The 21,717-nt window shown below is 34.7% G+C and carries 25 protein-coding genes, 4 tRNA genes, 1 other RNA gene and 1 riboswitch; of the genes, 10 read left to right on the top strand and 20 right to left on the bottom strand.

All coding sequences use genetic code 11. The features are described 5' to 3' along the window. Positions 1-9 precede the first annotated feature (9 nt). From ACYUJ6_RS00425 to ACYUJ6_RS00360, 14 genes are all read right to left on the bottom strand, one after another. Complete coding sequence (locus tag ACYUJ6_RS00425) at positions 10-780, bottom strand: EFR1 family ferrodoxin (protein ID WP_461843957.1); 771 nt, start codon at positions 778-780, stop codon at positions 10-12. Between the two features lie 102 nt (positions 781-882). Then, positions 883-1,566, bottom strand: a complete 684-nt coding sequence (locus ACYUJ6_RS00420; RefSeq protein WP_461843956.1) for a beta/alpha barrel domain-containing protein — start codon at positions 1,564-1,566, stop codon at positions 883-885. Positions 1,567-1,622: 56 nt separating this feature from the next. Beyond that, a complete protein-coding gene (locus tag ACYUJ6_RS00415) occupies positions 1,623-2,174 on the bottom strand; it encodes an NAD(+) diphosphatase (RefSeq protein WP_461843955.1) in 552 nt (183 codons plus the stop codon). Between the two features lie 417 nt (positions 2,175-2,591). Further along, positions 2,592-3,284, bottom strand: coding sequence for a DNA/RNA nuclease SfsA (gene sfsA / locus ACYUJ6_RS00410; protein WP_461843954.1), 693 nt, complete (start codon positions 3,282-3,284; stop codon positions 2,592-2,594). A gap of 69 nt (positions 3,285-3,353) precedes the next feature. Beyond that, the gene (locus ACYUJ6_RS00405) at positions 3,354-3,614 is read right to left on the bottom strand and encodes a pro-sigmaK processing inhibitor BofA family protein (RefSeq protein ID WP_461843953.1); all 261 of its coding nucleotides are present in this window, start codon (positions 3,612-3,614) and stop codon (positions 3,354-3,356) included. 110 nt (positions 3,615-3,724) lie between these two features. Then, positions 3,725-4,012, bottom strand: coding sequence for a DUF2508 family protein (locus ACYUJ6_RS00400; RefSeq protein WP_461843952.1), 288 nt, complete (start codon positions 4,010-4,012; stop codon positions 3,725-3,727). An 89-nt stretch (positions 4,013-4,101) separates the two neighbouring features. Beyond that, positions 4,102-4,698, bottom strand: a complete 597-nt coding sequence (gene recR / locus ACYUJ6_RS00395; protein ID WP_461843951.1) for a recombination mediator RecR — start codon at positions 4,696-4,698, stop codon at positions 4,102-4,104. 50 nt (positions 4,699-4,748) lie between these two features. Then, positions 4,749-5,093 carry a YbaB/EbfC family nucleoid-associated protein gene (locus ACYUJ6_RS00390; RefSeq protein ID WP_461843950.1) on the bottom strand — a complete coding sequence of 115 codons (345 nt, stop codon included), beginning with the start codon at positions 5,091-5,093 and terminating at the stop codon, positions 4,749-4,751. A gap of 104 nt (positions 5,094-5,197) precedes the next feature. Beyond that, positions 5,198-6,856 (bottom strand): DNA polymerase III subunit gamma/tau, encoded by a 1,659-nt coding sequence (gene dnaX / locus ACYUJ6_RS00385; RefSeq protein ID WP_461843949.1) that lies wholly within the window; start codon positions 6,854-6,856, stop codon positions 5,198-5,200. 91 nt (positions 6,857-6,947) lie between these two features. Continuing rightward, an RNA gene (ffs, locus tag ACYUJ6_RS00380) (signal recognition particle sRNA large type) lies at positions 6,948-7,213 on the bottom strand. Between the two features lie 11 nt (positions 7,214-7,224). Next, positions 7,225-7,314: transfer RNA gene (locus ACYUJ6_RS00375), tRNA-Ser, on the bottom strand. Positions 7,315-7,518: 204 nt separating this feature from the next. Then, positions 7,519-7,728 carry a hypothetical protein gene (locus ACYUJ6_RS00370; RefSeq protein ID WP_461843948.1) on the bottom strand — a complete coding sequence of 70 codons (210 nt, stop codon included), beginning with the start codon at positions 7,726-7,728 and terminating at the stop codon, positions 7,519-7,521. A 282-nt stretch (positions 7,729-8,010) separates the two neighbouring features. Further along, on the bottom strand, positions 8,011-9,129 hold the full coding sequence (locus ACYUJ6_RS00365) for an ISAs1 family transposase (protein ID WP_461843947.1): 1,119 nt from the start codon (positions 9,127-9,129) through the stop codon (positions 8,011-8,013). Between the two features lie 504 nt (positions 9,130-9,633). Then, on the bottom strand, positions 9,634-9,963 hold the full coding sequence (locus tag ACYUJ6_RS00360) for an iron-containing alcohol dehydrogenase (RefSeq protein ID WP_461845398.1): 330 nt from the start codon (positions 9,961-9,963) through the stop codon (positions 9,634-9,636). Positions 9,964-10,273: 310 nt separating this feature from the next. On the opposite strand from ACYUJ6_RS00360, the gene ACYUJ6_RS00355 reads away from it, so the two are divergent. Beyond that, complete coding sequence (locus ACYUJ6_RS00355; RefSeq protein ID WP_461843946.1) at positions 10,274-10,435, top strand: hypothetical protein; 162 nt, start codon at positions 10,274-10,276, stop codon at positions 10,433-10,435. Positions 10,436-11,058: 623 nt separating this feature from the next. On the opposite strand, the gene ACYUJ6_RS00350 is transcribed toward ACYUJ6_RS00355, so the two are convergent. Further along, positions 11,059-12,774: an IS1634 family transposase gene (locus tag ACYUJ6_RS00350; protein ID WP_461843945.1), complete on the bottom strand. Its 1,716-nt coding sequence runs from the start codon at positions 12,772-12,774 to the stop codon at positions 11,059-11,061. 202 nt (positions 12,775-12,976) lie between these two features. On the opposite strand from ACYUJ6_RS00350, the gene ACYUJ6_RS00345 reads away from it, so the two are divergent. The 8 genes from ACYUJ6_RS00345 to ACYUJ6_RS00310 all read left to right on the top strand — a co-directional run bounded on the left by ACYUJ6_RS00345 (position 12,977) and on the right by ACYUJ6_RS00310 (position 18,908). After that, positions 12,977-13,549, top strand: coding sequence for a TetR/AcrR family transcriptional regulator (locus tag ACYUJ6_RS00345; RefSeq protein ID WP_461843944.1), 573 nt, complete (start codon positions 12,977-12,979; stop codon positions 13,547-13,549). A 122-nt stretch (positions 13,550-13,671) separates the two neighbouring features. Continuing rightward, positions 13,672-14,052 (top strand): SDR family NAD(P)-dependent oxidoreductase, encoded by a 381-nt coding sequence (locus ACYUJ6_RS00340; RefSeq protein ID WP_461845397.1) that lies wholly within the window; start codon positions 13,672-13,674, stop codon positions 14,050-14,052. Then, on the top strand, positions 14,012-14,530 hold the full coding sequence (locus ACYUJ6_RS00335; protein WP_461843943.1) for a Rossmann-fold NAD(P)-binding domain-containing protein: 519 nt from the start codon (positions 14,012-14,014) through the stop codon (positions 14,528-14,530). Before ACYUJ6_RS00340 ends, ACYUJ6_RS00335 begins: the two co-directional genes overlap by 41 nt. Positions 14,531-14,637: 107 nt before the next feature. Continuing rightward, complete coding sequence (locus tag ACYUJ6_RS00330; protein ID WP_461843942.1) at positions 14,638-15,171, top strand: RICIN domain-containing protein; 534 nt, start codon at positions 14,638-14,640, stop codon at positions 15,169-15,171. Positions 15,172-15,282: 111 nt separating this feature from the next. Beyond that, positions 15,283-16,152 (top strand): SDR family NAD(P)-dependent oxidoreductase, encoded by an 870-nt coding sequence (locus ACYUJ6_RS00325; protein ID WP_461843941.1) that lies wholly within the window; start codon positions 15,283-15,285, stop codon positions 16,150-16,152. Positions 16,153-16,565: 413 nt separating this feature from the next. Continuing rightward, a complete protein-coding gene (locus ACYUJ6_RS00320; protein ID WP_461843940.1) occupies positions 16,566-17,324 on the top strand; it encodes an EFR1 family ferrodoxin in 759 nt (252 codons plus the stop codon). A gap of 4 nt (positions 17,325-17,328) precedes the next feature. Then, positions 17,329-17,877 (top strand): RICIN domain-containing protein, encoded by a 549-nt coding sequence (locus ACYUJ6_RS00315; protein WP_461843939.1) that lies wholly within the window; start codon positions 17,329-17,331, stop codon positions 17,875-17,877. Positions 17,878-18,044: 167 nt separating this feature from the next. Beyond that, positions 18,045-18,908: an SDR family NAD(P)-dependent oxidoreductase gene (locus tag ACYUJ6_RS00310; protein WP_461843938.1), complete on the top strand. Its 864-nt coding sequence runs from the start codon at positions 18,045-18,047 to the stop codon at positions 18,906-18,908. Between the two features lie 47 nt (positions 18,909-18,955). After that, positions 18,956-19,043: riboswitch (cyclic di-GMP riboswitch) on the top strand. A 548-nt stretch (positions 19,044-19,591) separates the two neighbouring features. Here ACYUJ6_RS00310 and tnpA read toward each other — a convergent pair. The 5 genes from tnpA to ACYUJ6_RS00285 all read right to left on the bottom strand — a co-directional run bounded on the left by tnpA (position 19,592) and on the right by ACYUJ6_RS00285 (position 21,196). After that, complete coding sequence (tnpA, locus tag ACYUJ6_RS00305; protein ID WP_461843937.1) at positions 19,592-20,065, bottom strand: IS200/IS605 family transposase; 474 nt, start codon at positions 20,063-20,065, stop codon at positions 19,592-19,594. Positions 20,066-20,247: 182 nt separating this feature from the next. Then, positions 20,248-20,324 (bottom strand) — tRNA-Val (locus ACYUJ6_RS00300). A 47-nt stretch (positions 20,325-20,371) separates the two neighbouring features. Further along, positions 20,372-20,465, bottom strand: a tRNA-Ser gene (locus ACYUJ6_RS00295). A gap of 20 nt (positions 20,466-20,485) precedes the next feature. Further along, positions 20,486-20,923, bottom strand: a complete 438-nt coding sequence (locus tag ACYUJ6_RS00290) for a nucleoside deaminase (protein WP_461843936.1) — start codon at positions 20,921-20,923, stop codon at positions 20,486-20,488. 196 nt (positions 20,924-21,119) lie between these two features. After that, positions 21,120-21,196, bottom strand: a tRNA-Arg gene (locus ACYUJ6_RS00285). A gap of 170 nt (positions 21,197-21,366) precedes the next feature. Here ACYUJ6_RS00285 and ACYUJ6_RS00280 point away from each other — a divergent pair. Further along, positions 21,367-21,672, top strand: a complete 306-nt coding sequence (locus ACYUJ6_RS00280) for a phasin family protein (protein ID WP_461843935.1) — start codon at positions 21,367-21,369, stop codon at positions 21,670-21,672. The last annotated feature ends 45 nt before the right edge of the window (positions 21,673-21,717 follow it).

Here is a 21,717-nt window from a genome sequence, read left to right as displayed (position 1 = left end):
TATGAAACTTTATCTATTTAAATCAAGTACTCTTATTATGTCACTTTGAGTTTGCTCTATTTTTTTACCCTTATATCTCACCACATTTATGGGACATATATATATACATCTTAAACATAAAATGCATTTACTATGAAAAATTGCATGTCCCTCTTCAAATGTTATATTCCCTTGAGGACAATTTCTCAAACATAACCCACATTTACCACATTCTTTTGTAGAAGATATGTTCTTAGATACTTTAGGTATTCTACTTTTAAATATATTGTAAACCACTTTACTAAATTGAATCCTAATAAATGAAGCTGTCTCTATAACAGGTTCTTCATTTATAAAACTTTTTACTGCATATTTCACTTTTCTATTTGCTCTTAATAGTAACTCTGTTATTTCATTCTTATCAGGTTTCTTCCCTATAAAAAAATAATAATTATTCGGCATTTTTATGCTAATCTGTATTAATGGCAGATATCCTTTTTTTCTGAGATGCTTTGCCATAAGACAGGAAGCTGAAGATGAGGAAGCCGCCTGTGTGGAATACACTATTATCTTCACCTTTTTTTTTGAATCGTCAAATTTATTTAAAAAATCAGTTACAATTTTAGATGGGAATTCAGCATAAACTGGTGAGCCTATAATTAAAAAATCATATTCTTTTAATTTATTATCTTCTACAGATTCTATGTTTACTAAATCTATATTTATATTATTCAGTGCAAAATTTTCCTTAAATCTATCTGCTACCCATTTAGTATTTCCTGTACCACTAAAATAATACAAAACACCCTTCATAATAATAGTATTTTCATTTCCCTTAAACATATGAAAAATGGAAACAGTTACTCCTCTCTAAAATTATAATTCAATTTTTCAATTGAATATTTAATCTTGTTTTTCCTGAGCATATTTTTTTCTGTTTTCAAACATAATTTTACTTAAAATTTCAGCTGGTGTAGGTGGAGTAAATGCTATTGCATTAGCCCCCGCTAGTATAGTATCCCTTATACTGGATTCTATAGGCCCTCCTGTAGCTATTATAGGGAAACTAGGATATTCATCTCTAACTTTTTTTACTATATTAGTAGTTTCTTTAGAACCAGATACATTTATTATAGTAGCTCCTGATTCTACCCTATCTTTTATATTTTCATACTCAGATACTATTGTTACTATTATAGGTATATCTATAGTATCTCTTATCTGTCGTATAACTTCATTTGGAATGGTACTATTTACTACAACTCCCATAGCTCCTTTAAATTCAGCATCCAAAGCTAAATTTACAACTCTTCTTCCAGTTGTAAGCCTTCCACCAACTCCACAGAATACTGGTATATCCGCAGATAAAAGAATTGCTTGTGTTATGAGAGGCTGCGGTGTAAATGGATACACTGCAATAATGGCATCTGCATTGGTATTTTTTATAACTGCTACATCTGTGGTAAACAACAGAGACTTCAACCTTTTACCAAATATCCTTATTCCACTTGCTTCTCTAATAATTTCAGGTACTTTAATCATATGTCTTTTGGGAATTCCCTTTATTTCCGGTATGTTCTTAGCCATTTTTTACCTCCTCTTTTAAATTAAATGCAATCACTTTTTGAAATTCAGTTCTATGTCTAAATATCTCTACTACAACTATCATTATCACATCTATAGGCCTTTTCCCCACTATAATTTATCTCTTTTAAAACCTTTCTAACTATCCTTTTGCCAACTTCATCTTCACTCATTTCACATAATGCATCATCTATATGGCTCCAATTTACCCATTCTACTTCAGAAGATTTTTTTATGTCTCCTCCATCATAATTCGCCATGAATGTAAGCATTATTATCTCCTTTTTATTACTACTGACATATTCACTTCCCAAGTATTTTAAGTCCCTTACTTTAAGACCTGACTCTTCAAATACTTCTCTATGTACAGTTTCTTCCACAGTTTCACCATTTGTCACATATCCTGATAAAAGCACCTTAGAGTTTTTAAATATATAACTCTGTTTTAATAATAATATCTGATCTTTCTTTACTACTGCAACTATTACACAAGGTCTAGGGGTATCAAAATACATTATATCATCTTTCGGACAATATGGTACCCCTCCTTCATCCCAACTATACTTCTCCTCTAATTTTCCTCCACATATAGGACAATATTTAAACTTCATACATATACTGCTAATAAAGCAGTCACACCCCCTTAACTTCCACCAAATAAATTTTATACCATGGCTATTCATTGCTGCCACCCACAAATTTTCAATGTGGATATAATAAACTAAGCACTGCTACATCCTGAATGAATTCTTCTAATGTTCAGATAAGAAAAGCATTCTTTACAGACAAACTTCATCTGAACCTAAGAATCATTTGACGCCGCTAATAAACATCCTTACCTATATTATAAAACTTATAAATACATTATAAAATACATATAATAAAACATGTACTAGATTTTTTACACCATGGCTATTAATGTTATCACCCATAGCCCCTTAAAAACTGAACCTAAGCAGCGATGGCACCTGGATCCATATGGTAAAAAAGTCCTTATAGGCGAATTCCAGTTGGATCTAGGAATTACTTCATAATTGTACTCTCACTTCATCTCTTAAAGTTATAAAATACTCGCCTACATCACAGTCATAGGCAAAAATCTTTACATTATTTTGTTTTGCATATCTAAGAGCTTCTCCAAATTTTTCATCCATTTCATCATAAGGTGTAAAATATCTTACACCTCTCATTTGAATTAAAAATAAAACTGCAGCATCCAGACCTAGCTTTTTCACCTTCACTAACTCTAGTAAATGTTTTCTTCCCCTTTCTGTAGGGGCATCTGGAAACATAGTTATTCCGTGTTTCTCCAGAGTAACTCCTTTCACTTCAAGGTAACACCTCTTATCCTCCCTATCCCCTAACTTAAAGTCAAATCTACTGTTTCCAAATGTCTTTTCTCTTTCTATTTTAATATACCTTTTAAAATAATCTATTTTTTTCTGCTTTAGAGCTTCATCCACAACTTTATTGGGAATTTGTGAGTCTATATTAATTAACCTATTTCCCTTATAGCCTGCTATTAAATCATATTTTGTTTTCCTTGTTGGGTTATTTTCTTCTCTTAAAATTACTGTAGCACCAGGTAAAAGTATTTCTTTACATCTTCCCGTATTAGGCACATGAATCATTGTTTTTGAATTATTTATATATGCATAAGCTTGAAATCTATTAGGTCTGCTAATAAATTTAGCTTTTACTATATTTTTATCAAATATCAATACATCATCTCCGGTAAAACCAATTTATACAATAGCTGCAATTTTTCACATCCTTCAACTTTTTCAAAGCTAAAGAAATAATTTAAATATTATAAGAAATATCACTCCAGGTATTCCAAAAAAACCAGCAATAAGCGAAGTGACAGCATTAATACCTATACTAAATCCAAAGTATTTTCCTATTAAATTTACTACAATTAAAAGGATAACACCCAGCACAGCATTTATAAAAAGTTTGAATAATATTTTTAAAGGCCATGAAAATACCTTTACCAATACATATAATCCCACTATAGCAATTAAAAAATATCCTATATATTCAAACATCATGCTTATTCCTCCTATAATTTAACTTCTAGATTATATATCAATACTATTTAATTTATATTCTAACAATAAAAAAATATTAATACAAAGAATAAGCCTAAAAATTCTATTTTTTAAGATGGCTTTTTATTTTCATCAAAATTTGGAAATACGTTTTTATAATCTACTTTTAATCCATCTTTCTTAACTTCATTCAAAAGATACATATACTTTGATTTTGCTGCCTCCTCCATATATATTGCGTAATCTACCAAATGAGGATCTTTTACAGAATCAAAATATATTCTGCATCTTTCCAACTCTTCTCTGGCTTTTTCTATATCATCCAACAGTCTTTTCTGATGTAATGTATATTTGTAATTCTTCATAACCAAATTTTTAACTATATTATACTTATTCATAAAATATATACCCTCCTAATTTACACATTATTTTAATAATTGACACAAATTAAGAGTAATATACACAGCCCACAACCAGCTAAATATGGTTATATTTCTATTCTGCCTTCCAATGCTTTTGACAAGGTAATTTCATCTGCATATTCTAAATTACCACCCACAGGAATACCATGGGCTATCCTAGTTACTTTTACTCCAAGATGTTTTAATATTTTAGATATATACATGGCAGTAGCTTCTCCCTCTACATTAGGATTGGTAGCAACTATAACTTCTTTTACATCTCCATTTATTCTTCTTATAAGTTCCTTCAGCTTTATATCCTCAGGTCCTCTTCCTGCCATAGGGGATATATTACCATGTAGAACATGATAGACTCCATTATATTCTTTTATTCTTTCCATAGCCATTATATCCTTAGGTTCTTCAACTACACATATAGTGCTTTTATCTCTATTGGGGTTTGAACATATAGCACAGGGATCCGACTCCGTAAAATTTCCACAAACAGAACAATATCTTATGGTGCCTCTTGCCTTGATTAAGGCCTGCGCAAATTCCCTTACCTCATTTTCAGGCAGATTTAATACATAAATTGTAAGTCTCTGTGCTGTCTTATAGCCTATTCCCGGTAATTTAGCAAATTCCTCTATTAATTTTTCGATAGAAACAGGATAAAAATCCATAATATCACCTCAATTTAAAACCCCATCTTAAATAGATGGGGCTTGTAATCTTAAAACATTCCTGGAATATTAAGTCCACCAGTTAATTTTTTCATTTCAGAAGCAGTCTCATCTTCTGCATTTTTTAATGCCTCATTACATGCAGTTAAAACCAGGTCCTGAAGCATTTCCACGTCCTCGGGATCAACAACCTCCGGTTTAATCTGTATATTCACTATCTGTTTTTTGCCATTTACTATTACAGTTACTGCTCCACCGCCAACAGTAGCACTAAATTCCTTATCTTCAAGCTCTGATTGCATATCTGCCATCTGTTTTTGGAACTTTTGAGCTTGTTTCATTAAATTATTCATATTTCCCCCGCCACCGAAGTTGGGGAATCCACCTTTTGCCATAATATATTTCCTCCTCAATCAAATTAACTAACATAATTTTAATTATATCATATCTTTATGAAATTCCATATGGGCAAAACCTTACTGAAGAATCACTTCATATCCTATTCATCAAGTATTTCTACCATATCTTCACCGAAAGTATCCTTTAACAATTGCTCCTTAGATTGAGAGGTATGATCGACTTCATCTTCTATAATATACTTAATAGTAACTTTTTCCTTTAGTATATCCGAAAAAACTTGTTCAACTATTTTTCTATTTTCATCTCTTTCTAACCTCTGTTTATGAAAAGAATAATCTTTTCCATATTCTATAGTTATTATCCCTCTTTCACATTTTACTGCCTTTCCTGTAGTAAGTGCTGCAAATAATACCATCTGATGCTTGCTTTTAAATGATTCAAGGATATCTTTCCAGCTTTTTTTTACCGTATCCAATGTAATTTTTGAATATATGTTTTCTTCCTTTATGGGTTTTAAATCTTCCAATGAATCCTGTTTTGATTTATTGAAATTATTATCTTTTAAGTTACTTCCTGCTTTTTCTGATATATTCATCTTTGCCTGGGAAGCTTTAGGAACTATCCTTTCACAAGATACCTTAATTTCACCCTGCTTAAATGCCTGCTCCAATCTATTTAATCTGGCAAGAATTACTTCTTTAGATGTATCATATTCTATTTTGCACATTTTTATTACTGCAAGCTCTAGATAAATTCTACTCTGTTTAACCCATTTGGATTGCTCCTGTGCATCCTGGAGTATTCTTATATTTCTCATTATTTCTTCTACACGTATTTTCTGAGCTTGTTCTTTTACAAGGTTTATATTCTCTTCGGACATATCCAATACATCTTCAGGGCTGTTAGAAACTTTTACCATTAAAAGATCTCTCAAATGAATTATCATATCCCTAATAAAATTATATATATCTTTTCCACTTAGAACTATATCATCAATTATCCTCATAGATGACTCTACATTTTTTTCTATTATACTATTTGTAAGTCGAAATAAATTCTCATTTGTAACTAGCCCCAGCATGTCGACTACATTGCTGTATTGAACCTTTCCATCCCCCATGGATATTGCTTGATCCAGTATACTAAGGGCATCTCTCATGGCACCGTCACACATTCTGGATATTAAATTCAAACTTCTATCATCAGCAAAAATTCCTTGTTTATCTACTATGCATCTGAGTCTGTTAAATACATCTGAACTTTTTATTCTTCTAAAATCAAATTCCTGGCATCTGGAAAGTATAGTAACCGGAAGCTTTTGAGGATCAGTAGTAGCAAGTATAAATATTACATTTAAGGGAGGCTCTTCTAAGGTTTTTAAAAATGCATTTACTGCTTCCTGTGTAAGCATGTGCACTTCATCCATGATATAAACTTTGTATTTTCCTTCCTGAGGAGGGTATTTTACATTTTCAATTACATCTTTTATATCTTCCAGACGTCGTTTAGAGGCTGCATCCATTTCTATTACATCCATAGAAATTCCTTCATTTATTTTTTTACACATTTCACATTGATTACAAGGTTCCCCATTTTTTAAATCCAGGCAATTTACTGCTTTAGCTAATATCTTGGCCATTGAAGTTTTTCCTGTACCTCTTGTTCCCGAAAATAAATATGCATGTGCTACTCTATGGTTTAATATTTGATTTTTAAGTGTAACTGTTATATGATCCTGACCTACTACATCTGAAAAGGTCTTGGGCCTCCATTCTCTATATAGTGCAGTATAAGCCATGTTATCACCTTCTTTTATATATATATTATACCCTTTTGTATAACAAAAAAGATACCACATGGTATCTTTTTAATTCAACTTAATATTAAAGTCGTGCACCTAGCTTTGTCTGATAAACTATAAGCGTTACCCATATAGTTAACTCAAACTAGATTTATCCACGGCACACGAAAATATTCACTTACCGCTGCTTCCTTCCGGATCTGACGGGGTTCATGAGTTTCCGTTGCGTGGGATCAAGTTCTCAACGCCACTTTTATGGGCCAGGCCTCACATTTTACAGCCTAATCTAGGAATTCAACCCTGCTATAGCGGATTGCAGGCTACAGGGCACCGCTAACTCCCCATCTAGCACGACAAAGTTTAAATGGCGGAGAGAGGGGGATTCGAACCCCCGGTAGAGTTTCCCCTACACACGCTTTCCAGGCGTGCTCCTTCAACCTCTCGGACATCTCTCCATAGGTTTACTCATGAAAATAAATTCATATTCAATTTATAGCTTAAACGCTATCAGAACAAGCAATATTATACTATTAAAATTATAAAACTTCAATAGTTTTATGAAATTTTTTATTATAAAAAATAACTACCCAAAAATAACTGCTACTGCAATGTCCTTTTATAACAAAACATTTTAGATAGTCTTTTCAACTTCACTAAGATTATCTTTCAATATCATAAATTAAAAGATGCTTGTCCCTTTTATATTTATAATTGGAATCCTTTTCCTTATTTGATATTCTACTATTTTTATCTTTATCCAAATCCATTTCCCTAAGAGTTTCATCAACATATGTTGTTGATATATCAGTGTAATTTCCTTTAGGCCTGCCGCCAATATATATTGTTGGGTTTCCTGAGCTACTTAGCATGTCATTTCTCCTTTTTTATATTTTTAATTTAAGCACTTATTTTATCCCAATGTTTTTATAATAACACTTTATACAACACTTTGACAATGTTTTTATCTCATTTTCTCAGGGCAAACGCATGAAAAGTTATAATCTCTTATGTCCCAGATAAACTCTGGAGTAAATTCTATCATTGCTAAATTTTCACACATGTTGGTATGAACCAATAGCTCTTTTTTTAATTAACCAGATAGTCCTTGTTATTGGACATATTCCGTGACATCAAAAATAAGCCCTATTTTATCAAGCCAAAAATGTATGCTTTACAATTGAATCAAGAAAATCTTCATTTGTCATTGCTTTAGCCCTTTTCCTTGGGCCACTCATAGGTTTTTCTGTTTCTATATTTCTAAGTATATTAAGTGCAAACTTCCTAAGTAATGATAGATTCTCTGGACTGTGTTCCTTTCTTGTCCTGTTAGAATCTTCATTAAACACTACATCAAGTACCCAATGCATACTTTCAATTCCCCAGTGCTTACGCACAGCATTTGAAAATTTTACAGCATCAGCCGGTAGAGAACTTATATAGTATCTTTTCTCTATTGTTATTTTCCCTTTTTCTTCACTCTTTCGTACAGCTATTCCTATACTTTTTAAACTTTTCCATTCACTGCGTGTACTGAGCCAATCTATACTTTCTGTAATGTAGTATTTTCGTACTTCATTTCTTCCATGTCCCTTATCTACTGTCATTGTATAATTGTATGGAATACCTTTAAAGCCCGTTTCTACTGCATCATCTAAATATTCTTTAACTTCTTCATAAAAAAGCTTCTGGTTTCCTTTTAGTGCAAGCACATAATCAGAATTCTTATCCACTATCGCTTTTACTATATCTTTCTGACATCCCATTGCATCAGTAGTTACAATACATCCATTAATATCTAGTAATTTTAGAAGTTCTGGAATAGCCGTAATTTCATTACTTTTTTCGGCAGTTTTTACCTGTCCTATAACTATTCTATATTTACTTGCCCATGCACTTACTATATGTATTGCTGATTTTTCTTCAGCTATATTACGTGCTCCGCATACAGTCTTTCCATCAATCGCTATAATAGATCCATTCAAACTTGCTGATATTTCTTCTATCCATTTCATAAAACTACTTCTAAATTCTTTTGGGTCAATCCATTCAAAAACTCTTTGCAAGGTATCATGAGAAGGTATCCCATATGGCAAAGTCAGATATTTTTTGAAGAAATCGATCCTGTCGTTTGCAAAATCTTCTATAGCCACCCAGCTGTCACAATTTGCTAATGTTGCAACTACAGCTATGAATAATATTGATGTTAGGTTATGTTTAATTTTTGTATCCTGTCTTTGATCTGTTATAAGTCCAAAATAATGTGTTAACATTTTACGTTTTACCATGGTATTATAAATCATATAAATTTATATGATTTATAATACCACAATAATATGTTTAAAAGAAGCTCCAAACTTACTATTTTAGGCATTTTAACACTTTGTTTACTCATGCGTTAACCCTGCTCATTTTCTACATTATTTTTAAATAATAGTTTTGTACACCATGGGGTACATTTTTTCCTTATGTCCCAAAATATAAATAAACACCCTTTCATAGAATATAGTCTTATAACTTTATTTTATATGGACTTGATTTAAAATTCAAAATATTTTTATTGGAACTATAGGAAATATATGAGTATATAATTCTGACTTCTTATTTTGTAAATAGTTTTTTACCCATCGTATCCGCTCCTAATGTTATTTATTCTATTATACATAAAAATACCCCATAGATAGACTTTTTTATATTGTCTACTCTATAGGTTACATTTTATTCAATCGAGCGTTTTTCTTTACTATGCATACAAAATTTAAAGAAAGTAGTGGATTTTATTGGTAGTCGTCATATAACATTTCTAATGTTGTAACTACATCCTGTTCTGTAATTGTTCCACCAAATGACATACATAAAGGTTCCTTATAAATCATTGGTTTTGCCGCTAATATCTGTTCCTTTGTAAATCCTTGCTCTTTGAAAGAAGGAATTTGAATTTCTTTACACAACTTTCTAACTGCATCACCATTTGGAATTACTGCTGCAATAGCTTTTGCACTGTCTAGCGTACTACCACCACCAAGCCCTACAATACCATCAACTGCTTTTTCTGCATAACCAATTTCTAAAATTTTCTTATCCGTTACTAATAATATTTTTGTCATGCCCACAAGCGAGGGCTCTATACCGAGGGAACCGGCTTCAAGGGAAATGTGGATAGCTGCGATCCGGCATCCCTGCCGAGGAACATCCCCAGCATTTAATCCGGGATGAAATTTGCCGGGAGCTTAACGAAACGGCAATGACTGTAAAATCCAACTGCTCCGCAGACACCCTGTCGACCTTGCTCGTAAAATCCCGAACCCATCTGCATTGGGGACAATTTTTCGAAGCAGACGGACGATTGTCTGCGAGAGATATGCTGCCTCTCTATGGCTGCCGCTATGAGGGAGTACCGGCAGATGGATCACAGCGGTGACTTTTCTACTGTGCAAAGCCGTCTGCATAGTGGTTTCAGGACTTGCTGGCACCCAGCAAGGTAAAGAGGAAAAGTCAGTTCCAGCTATTACCGGACGAATTGAAATCCATTCCAAATGGCAACTTTATAGTGATGAAAAACCGGCATCCATTCCATGAGCTACTTCAACCACATTTATACCGCCTCGCCCGCAGTACCGTCAAGCGTGACCTGCACGATTTGGTCAAAGCGGGGCTCATTGAAAAGGAACCACGTTATCGAGAGAACGGGAGCAACACCTCCAATCGTTTCATTTTAAGAAAACAGCAAGCTGAGGCAAACCCGAAAAAATGGATTTCCCGCCAAGGGAATTTTCCGTTTTTTTGGTGGACCGAGGTGCGGTTTGTTGTGAACCCACTGGAATCTCTCACTCTAAGAATATTTATTACAGAAAAAGAACACAGTATTATAGGATTATAGCATATATAAAAGTACGCCATTGTCCGCTATCGAGAAAAACAATGTCCGAGTAAAATTATAGCATATATTCTTGTAGCGTATTACCGGATGGCAATGCTTTATTTCTTTTAACAAGTGCACGATTCTCCATGATTTCACAATAAGGAAAGTGTTTGCATATACCTGTGAGTAGTCTAATTTGTAAAAAATATCGTTGACTATAACAGAATGTTCGTTTATAACCTAAGTTTTGCAGCAAAAACGAATAAAAAATACCCGTTAGACCAGTAAACATGCTGGTTAGCGGGTATTCTTTTTTGTCAGAGAATCATAGCGTTATAAATCATTTTTTGGTAGATGCTAAAACTTTTTTTATCTCACCTAAACTTCGTATCTTTTTGGAGTAGTCAATGTTAGAAATAACTCCAATTTCATTTAATATATCATTGAAATAATCAAACATGTAATAATTCTGCTGAACATAGCTGCATTCAGCTTTTGACAAAGTTTCTAGTAGTTTTCCAATACTATATTTGTTTCCTGTTTTCATCTCAAGTATCCTTGCAATCACCAGAGCAACGAAACAGATTAAAAAATGTGCTTCTATATGCCCTTGGGTGGATACAAAAACTGGTCTTGCCTCTAAGTCACTTTTAGTTACTCGGAAAGATTCTTCAATCTTCCATAACCCTCGGTACATATCAATGATTTTATCATCAGATTCTTTATATTCACTAGTTACAATGACATAGTAACCATCCAAAGCTTCTTCTTCCTCTAGTTTGTCCATGTCTAATTTTAGAAGTTGTGTTGGTTTCAAGATTTCTCCAGTTTCTTTATCGAAGTTAATGTTTTTTATATATTTAGCTGCACCATAGGAAGTAACCCTTGTATAAGAATCCGAATTTGCGATTAAGTCCTGTGCTTTTGCAAGTGCGGCAGCACGCTCAGCCTTAGCACGTTTATCATATTTTTCGCTGTAGAATACTACCTGTTTTTCATGTACTACTTTTTTTAATTTTTTTCCGTTAGATGATGTTATCTGAATTGTTCTTGGGTATAATCTAGATTTTCTCTTGTATTCTGTGCCTAGCCATTCATATCCTTCTTTTGCTAATACATACTGTTTTAATTCTTTGTCAGAACCGCGAACAGACATACTGAATACATACCCATCTTTTGTAGGAGTATGAGTCGTATACCAAATGTTGTCGCCAGTAGTCACGCCTTTGTCTGCCACCGTTATTACCCTGCCAAGATTATATTCCTTCTTGATACGTGCAAAATTAGGTCGATAGGTAAGGCAGTCATTAGTGTTTCCTGAAAATAGCTCATAGGTAATGGGAAGCCCTTTGTTGTCTATAAATAACCCCATTTGTACAATTGGATTTGGTCGGTGTTCTTTCGATACTCCCTTTTTTCTGAGGTTGTCCATTTTATCAGTTTCAAAGTAGTAGTTGGTTACATCATAGTAAATAAGACTGGTATCTCTTCCATAGAGTTCTTTGATTTTATTGTTGATCCAAAATTGGAGACTCTCTTTATGCTTGTTAAAAAAGGTAAGGCAACGATAAACATCATCAAGAGAATAGTTATCTTTTTCAAAGAACCAATCTTTATTCTCAAAAGTTTTCTTTTTTGAAGCAGGATTCAAAAGCCTTGAATAAACAAGGAGTTTCATGATTGTATCAGCATCATAATTGTCCTTAGTATGACGTTGTCTGTTGGTAAGGAAAGTGTGTATGCCAAGCTCATGATAAATCTTGCTTAACGCAGTATATCCAAAATTTTTACGCAAGGTAACATCTTGCTCGATTGTATCAGCATCATGAAATACAAAAGTGATTGGAGCTTTTTTACATTTCTTTTCTTCCTTTAATTGTTCAACACGTGCAGAGAAGAAAGAGATTGGATCATCATATTCTTTTTCTAATTCGTCGAGAAATCCTAAAGATTCCACAGTTATCTGCCGGGAACATTTTTTAGTTTTATCATAGTAACTATCTACAATGGATAATCGAATTCTGCCATTGCTAGAAGGAGTCTTTTTTAGGTACATAAACAATCATCTCCACACATATAATACTAATTATATCACAATACTACATAAAGCGCTAGTAAAATATGACGAAAAACGAAAATAAAAATCCCCGAATTTGCCAGTAAAATCAATGAATCCAGGTTAAGTTAAGTAAAAAGTTGCTGCAAAACTGTGGAAAATATCGTTGACTATAACAGAATGTTCGTTTATAATAGAGTGTATGAGAGTAAAAGATGAAAACAAAAAAGATGCTATTTTATCAGCGACCATAAAAATGATTAATGAAATCGGGTTCACTAATATTTCCATGTCTAAAATTGCAAAGGCAGCAGGAGTATCTGCATCTACTATTTACATCTATTACGAAAATAAGGAGGATATGTTTAAGAAGATATATATTGATGTAAAGACGCAGATGCTTAACGCCAGTATGAAAGGAATTAACGATACTGAACCAGTCAAACAGTCTGTTCGAAAGTTTTGTGAGAACGTTTTAAATTTTGCAAAAGAGTATGAAGATTATTTCCTCTTTATTGGGCAAGCGGGCGATTCACCAGTGATTTTGACAGCTAAAAGTCAGGAACTCTTAAAACTTATTCAAAAGGCTTGCTGGCCATTTGAACGTGGAATCAAGGAAGGAATCTTAAAAAATGTTTCACCAGCCTTATTAAGTGGGTTCTGTGTTTATCCGATTACACAGCTATATAAAGATAGCTGTCATCAAAAGGATACATTTGGTGCCATTGATTATGAAGTGGTTTTTGAAATGTGCTGGGATGCCATAAAGAGATAAGTACTCAAAAATGAGTGCTTATCTTTAAAAGCTTTAATAAACGTACATTCGTTTAAAATGTTGAAAGAAGAACTTAAAAGATTGAAACCAATTGAAAGCGAGGATTAAATTATGGAAAAAAAATTGTTTTAATAACAGGAGCAACAGATGGTATTGGTAGGGAAACAGCTAAGTCTTTAACAAAAAAGGGCTTTCACGTTATTATTCATGGTAGAAATGAAAAAAAGACAAAGGCTGTAGTGGAGGAAATAAAAGCAGAAACGAAAGGTGCAGATGTTGATATGCTTTTATGTAATCTTCTCTCCTTCAAGAATATCAAAAGAATGACAGATGAATTTTATAAAAAGCATGATCATCTGGATGTTCTGATCAACAATGCAGAAGCAGTTTTCTCTAAGGAAAGAGTATTAACAGAAGATGGAGAAGAGAGAACCTTTCAGTTGAATGTGTTTTCCCCCCTTCTTGTTGACGCATCTTCTTCTTCCGGCACTCCAAAAGAGTAAATCTGCAAGAATCATTATTGAAGCATCTTCGGCACATGCGGCATCGAGGAAACCGGATTTTGACGATATAAAGTCAGAGAAAAAATATGGAGCACAGCCTAATTACAGTCTGTCTAAATTATATGCAATCTGGATGGGACAGCGTTTTGCAAAAGAATTGAAGGAAAAGGGTATTCATAATGTTACCTTTAATATCACGCATCCCGGTGCTGTTGCTACAACCTTTGGTCAGAATGAAAAGAAGGGCCTTATGATAGATATTATTTATAAGGTTGGATTACTGTTTATGTCAAAGCCGGAAGATGGTGCAAAGTCAGAAATCTATCTCGCATCCTCTCCTAAGGTAGAAGGTGTATCCGGTAAATTTTTTAGCCATAAGTGTAAAGAAGATAAGCCAAACGACAAATATTACTCTGCTGAGAATGAGCAGAAGCTATGGAATTACTGCAAAAAGGTGACAAAAGCATATTTAAGTTGACAGTGATACACTGTCATTAATCTATCGGCTTAGATTGGAATGGGAAATATGATGATTTTGAAAAATGCAATGTATAGGTCAGGGTATTTATGAAAAGGAGTAAGATAATGAATATATTTATTGGGATAATGATTGGTATTGGTATAGCATTATTGGTGTATCTGCTCATTTTTGGGCAACGTACTTACCATAATATTCAAAAAAAACGAGAAACAGTTAATACCTATGCGATACAAAATGTTAAAACAGGTATGGATATCAGAGTATATAATGCCAGTATCGCTGATGAAACAAAAATCATTCAGTATAAACATGCGAACTGGGAATGTATGACTTGGCAATTCATCAAAACAGAGGACGGTTCATATCTGCTTAAAAATCTGTGGACACATAAGACTTTTCAACCTTCCTCGTCGCCCGAAGAGAACGTCCAATTATGGCAGCAACCACTTGAGGCAAATAGCCTTCAATATTGGGAGTTTATAAAGCTGTCTGATGAAACTTATTATATTCGGTTAAAAGGGACGCAACTCTATATTACTCCTGCTTCAGATAAGAATAACGCACCTCTTGTGTTGATGCCAATGCAGGAATCAAAAGATCAACAGTGGAAACTGGTTGAACAGCACCCCATTGTTTAGGAAGCAGCAAAAAAAGAGGTTGCATTAATTTTAGAACATCTTCGCAATGCCTATGCGAAAACGTTATAAATAATAATTTTTAACAAATACACAAGATATGGAGGTATCTTTATGAAAAAGAAAGTAATTCTTGTCACAGGAGCGTCAAGCGGAATTGGCAAGGAAACTGCGCTCACTTTGGCAAAACAAGGTCACACTGTAATTATCCACGGTAGAGATGTGGAGAAAACAAAGGCTGTGTTTAATGAAATTCAAAAAGCAACAAACAATAACAACCTTGATATGATAACTGCGGACTTATCCTTAATGTCCGAGGTTAAGGCGTTTGCGGAAAAGGTAAAAGCTAAATATGACCGCTTAGATGTTCTGATTAATAATGCTGGTGGGCAATTCGGCAACAAAAGAGAGATTACAGAAGAAGGCCGCGAAAAAACGATGGCAATTAATCTCTTTGCGCCATTCCTCTTGACCCATTTGCTGCTTGATACTCTGACAAAAATCCCCGCTGCGCGGGTTGTAACCGTTTCGTCGGAATCATACAGGCAAGGTGGCAAACCATTTTTAAATGATATTGAGCTGAAAGATAATTATGCTTTTACAAGAGTTTACGGACTATCAAAGCTTTATGTTTTTTGGATTATGCGCCGCTTTGTGGAAGAAGCTAAAAAGCGCGGCATCTCTAATGTCACATTCAATACCTGTGAACCCGGCTCTGCGGATACCGACTTGGGGAGGATCTCGACACAAAACACTTTGGCAAAAGTGATTTATACTGCTTGGAAGGTTATGATGTGGTCAATAGAAAAAGCAGCGGCAACCAGTATTTACTTGGCAACATCTGATGAGGTCAAAGGCGTTACAGGCAAATTTTATGGAAACTGCAAGGAAAAAGTAATAAAGCCTAAATGGATTTCCCAAGAGGGCGAACAAATCGTATGGGATTACTGTATGAAGGTTTGTGCACCCTTCATGAATAATTGAGGAGGATACCTATTGACAATGTAAGCTGAAATAAACTAAGGGTAAGTGCTATCCTCTTTATTCTTGCGCCACTTATATTTTTTGTCTTTGAACTATATACGGCCAGCCTGGACTAACTCGGCATATGGTTATTTGCATAATTATATCAGTGATTTGGGCATTCCAGTGGTTACAGAATTTCAGGGATGAACAATTGAATCTCCAATATTCGCTATAATGAATTTAGGCTTTGTTGGAATGATGATTGTTTCCTCATTAGCGACAAATAATATGCAATATCAGGGACTTGCTGAAAGGGTCGCAATCTATCCAATGATGTTCTGGCAACTCCTGATTGGTATTTCGCTGTTTCGATTTGCGCGAAAAAAGAAACAGATACAAATTAACGCAGTATAGGTAGGTGAGGATATTTTATGACAATATTTTATTTTACATCAACAGGCAATTCTTTGGCAGTAGCAAAACGTATTGGAGGAACCTTGATTTCTATCCCACAGGTTATTGATTTGCCAAATCAGAACTATAAAGATGATACAATCGGTGTAATTTTTCCGGTATATAGCCTTGCCCCACCTAAAATGGTGCAGCAGTTTATTGAAAAGGTGAAGTTAGAAGCAAATTATACTTTTGCCATTGGTACTTACGGCAATATGCCTGGTGCGGTCATGCGGAATGTGCAAAAGCTGGCGGAAAAGAACGGTTATCGCTTCGATTATGTAAATGATTTGTTTATGCTGGACAATTATCTTCCTGTTTTTGAGATAGGGGCTGAAATCGAAAAACTGCCGCAGAAAAAAGTTGAGGAAATGACAGCGAAAATTGCAGCAGATGTTCAAGCTCGAAGGCATCGGCAAGCCAGAGCTTCAATAGGAACAAGGGCACTGACCTCAGTCGTCAGCAAACTGCCTAATAATGAAAAGGGTGCATTGAAATACATCGTAAACGAGCAATGTAACCAGTGCGGTACCTGCGCCAAAGTATGTCCCACCCAAAACATCGAAGTTAAAAATATGGTTCAGTTCAGTGACCACTGCGCAAGTTGCTATGCTTGCTTGCACCTTTGCCCACAAAACGCCATACACCTTAAAAATGAAAAAAGCGGTAAGCGTTGGCTTAATCCTGACGTTACCTTGAAAGAAATAATAAACGCTAATAATCGTTGTGGTGCTTAGCGTTATGGGCATCACGAGAAAACACGTATCGTTTATTATTATATTCGCACTTTTATGTGTAGTAGGAGTATTCGCCTATATCAATACTGCCTCACAAGAAAAGAAGGTTGATGATGCTATGCAGATAATCAGTGGTTCTTTTGCCATACATAATATTGAAACAGGAAAAAACCTAAGGCCGCACAACGCCGATGTGTCCAATGGAAATGATATTATTTTATATCCTCATCACAAGTGGAAGTGCCTGACTTGGCAATTTAATCATATTGAGGGAACGACATATCAGCTACAAAATATATACACACAGAAAACCCTTGAACCTAAATCTACTCCCGAAGCTGGCGTTGCCCTGTGGCAGCAGCCATTAAATGAAGAAAGCCCCCAATGGGAGTTTATCGAGCAGCCGGACGGAACCTATGCTATACGGCTAAAGAAAACTGAATTGTACATTACCGTATCGTCTAAAAAAACAAATTCAGCTATTGTCCTTATGCCGCATGAACATCCAAATAAGCAGCATTGGAAATTGATTGAACAGTATCCCCGGCATTGATAATAAGAAACACTGGAGATAGGACGAGACTTTAAAGATTGATTTTATTTCAATTATCCATATGGTATATCTCATTTACTATAACCAGTGTGACATTATTATAAATAAATGATAACTGAGGAAATTTCAAAAATTTAAAACCCGAACCGGGTAGAAAGGAAAATCAAATGAAAACAATACTAATCACAGGAGCATCAAACGGAATTGGCAAGTACACGGCAATGAAGATGGCAAAGCAAGGATATCAGCTGATCATCCACGGAAGAAATCAGGAAAGAACAAAAGCTGTTTATGATGAGATCATCAAGGAAACCGGTAATCAGAAGATTACGATGTTGACGGCAGATTTTTCACTTATGTCAGAGGTAAAGCGTTTTGCTGATAATGTAAAGGACTGTACGGACCATATTGACATCCTTTACAACAATGCCGGAGGGCAGTTCGGAAATGAACGTGAGGTTACAGCAGAAGGGCATGAGAAGACATTTGCCATTAATACCCTCTCGCCATTCCTTTTGGCAAGCCTACTTCTCCCGCTTCTTGAGAAGAGCGAATCCGCAAGAATCGTTGCACAGTCTTCCGAATCCTATCAGCAGGGCGGTGATCCGATTCTGGACGATATTGAGCTCGAAAACCATTACTCTCTTTATGCGGCCTATGGCCTGTCAAAGCTTTACGTCTGGTGGACCATGCGGCAGCTAAACGAGAATATTCAGAAAAAGGGAATTAAAAATGTAACGGTAAACTGCACAGAGCCGGGCACCGCACTTGATACTGGTTTGCAGAGAGTGTCAGGAGAGATACCTGAGATGAAGGCCTTGATGGAGCAGTACCGAGATTATTCCTGGCCGATCGCCAAGGCTGCGGAATGCGGCATTTACATGATGACATCTCCCGAAGTAGAGGGCGTGACCGGTAAATTTTATGGAGATTGTAAGGAGAAGAATATCGATCCAAAGTGGTTCTCGGAGGAAGGACAAAAGGTTATCTGGGATTACTGCTCAAAAGCATGTGAGCAGTACCTGAGATAATAGTATTAAGAGAAAATTAAATAAGACTTGATTTAATGCAAAATAAATATAGCCAAGGGCAAACCCACTAAAAAGCGGGGACGCAAAGCCGAGGGTCTAATGCACTTCATGTGCTATGATAGTCTGGCTACTAAAAGTTAAGCGAAGCCTGCCCTTCAACTTGAAGGGCAGGCTTTTGTGGCTTTTAACAAATGCTTCAGGTATCAGGATACCGGCTTTCGCTGGGCTATGGCAAGAGAGGTATCCATATGAAGATATTCCGCTTTTATCCCTTTTCGAGGTGTAAATAGAGACAGAGCAACCTGTACATACCCCCCTTCACCCCAACAATTTAATCTTGCAAAGCTAAAAAAGTCAGCATTTTGCTATGGGCATAGTGCTGACTTATTTTTTTCGACAAATTTCCTACTTGTTTTACATATAATCCTATATTTGGAGCTTGACAGTAGCGTTCCTGTCAAACCGCGCTGCCGATCTCCTCCGCTTCTGACTTTTGATCCGCCATCAAAAATCAGAAAACGGAGGACAAGCCATATGACAGAGAAAAAAGAATATCGAATCATAACCACCCCTAAAAGAGGTGGCTTGCTCAAGCCCTATAAGGGCATGTTACTGGCAGTGCTACTCGCACACTGAACGGTCTGCCAACCGCATGCCTTCACAGGCTGCACCTAAAAGGTGCTTTATTTCTTGCTTTTTTTTATTTTGTCACCCGTAAATGGGTCAATATATTCTTTTAAACTCATTTGTTCGTATGTTAAATCTTCTTGTATTTGATTTTTTATATATTCTTCTATAATTTTTTTATTCCTTCCTACAGTATCAACGTAGTACCCTTTACACCAAAATTGCCTATTGCCATATCCATATTTTAAATTTGCATGTCTATCAAAAATCATTAATGAACTTTTACCTTTAAGATATCCCATAAACTGTGATACACTTAATTTAGGCGGTATACTTACAAGCATATGTATGTGATCCTTACATGCATTTGCCTCAATAATTTCTACATCCTCATGTTCACACAATTTTCTTAGTATTACTCCTATATCTGACTTTATCTTTCCATATATTATCTGTCTTCTATACTTTGGTGCAAAAACTATGTGATATTTACAATTCCATTTGCTGTGTGCTAAACTATTATTGTCCATTTCGGACACACCTCCAATATATTTTAGTTGTGGTTGGCAAACCCACTTCTATTTTATATTGGAGTTTTTCTTTTTTCTACTCATAGCTATAAGCTTTTTAGAACCACAGGTAAAACCTGTGGTATTCTGAATACAAAAAAGCCGCCGCATTATTTCTAATACGACAGTTTTTATAAATTCTTTGGTGGAAACAGGGGGGCTCGAACCCTCGACCTTACGGATGTGAACCGTACGCTCTAACCAGCTGAGCTATGCCTCCAAAATGTATTAGCTTACCTATTTTTGAAACAAACTAAATTTTATATATGGCGGAGACGGTGGGATTCGAACCCACGGAGCGGCTCAACACCGCTCAAACGATTTCGAGTCGTTCTCGTTATGACCTCTTCGATACGTCTCCATATAAAATTTCAGAAATTCTCATCTTCTTTTTTTAAAAAACTCATCCAATATATTGCTGCATTCTTCATTATAATCCCATTGAATATTAGTCCAATGGTTTAGATATTTATTTTGCACTACATTCACTACAGAACCACAGGCTCCTGCATTTGGATCAAATGTTCCTATATACAATTTACTAATTCTGCACTGCAGTATAGCTCCTGCACACATAGGACACGGTTCCAAAGTAACATACATGCTGCAGTCTTTTAATCTCCAATTTTTAAGTATTTTTGAAGCACCTTTTATAGCAATAATTTCTGCATGAGCAGTAGAATCCTTCAATGTTTCTTTTAAGTTACATGCTTTTGATATAAGCTTCTGATTTTTTGTTATAACAGCCCCTACTGGAACTTCACCTAACTCTAATGCTATTCTGGCTTGTTTTATAGCTTCAAGCATGAAATCCATCATATAGATACCTCAAAAACTAAATATTTCAAGTTATTTTCTATTCAAGCTTAAACTAAAATATTTTATTATTTCAAACAAACATATAAATCAATATTGATAAATAAAATATAAATATAGAATAAGGATATACTATTTAAAACAGATAATAATTTTTATAAAACAAATGCCCTGTAAATACCGTATTCACAAGACTTTATGGTGCGCCCGAGAGGAGTCGAACCTCCGGCACGCGGTTTAGGAAACCGCTGCTCTATCCTACTGAGCTACGAGCGCATATATAGTTGCTACCCTCATATTCTATTATAATTTATGAAAATTGTCAATTTTTTTCGCAAATTTTATCAGAAAGAGTTTTAATAACATCTAAAATCCTACTGATTTTCAATCATGTGGATTATAAGATGATTTATTTATAAATTTAAATTTATGGAGGAGGAACAAATATGATTAATGAATTAAAAAATTTATTTTTGGCAGGCATAGGTTCAGCTGCATATACTTATGAAAAATCAGTAAAATTAATTGAGGAAATGGTCCAAAAGGGAAAAATAACAGTAGATGAGGGGAAACAATTATCCGAAGAATTAAAAAAAACAGTCATAGCTAAAAAAGAAGAGATAAAACCCATAAGCAAAACTGATTTGCTGTCAATATTGGACAGTATGAATCTTGCTTCTAAAGAAGATATATCATCAATAAATGAGAGATTAACCAAACTTGAAAATAAAATAAGTAATGGAGATGACTAAAGCTTAAAGCTTTAGTCGTTAAATATATGCCATGCAAAACCGATA

The organism is Clostridium sp. JNZ X4-2 (assembly GCF_054889485.1).
The sequence above is the reverse complement of the archived record's forward strand: the minus strand, read 5'-3'. Positions and strand labels throughout refer to the sequence as shown.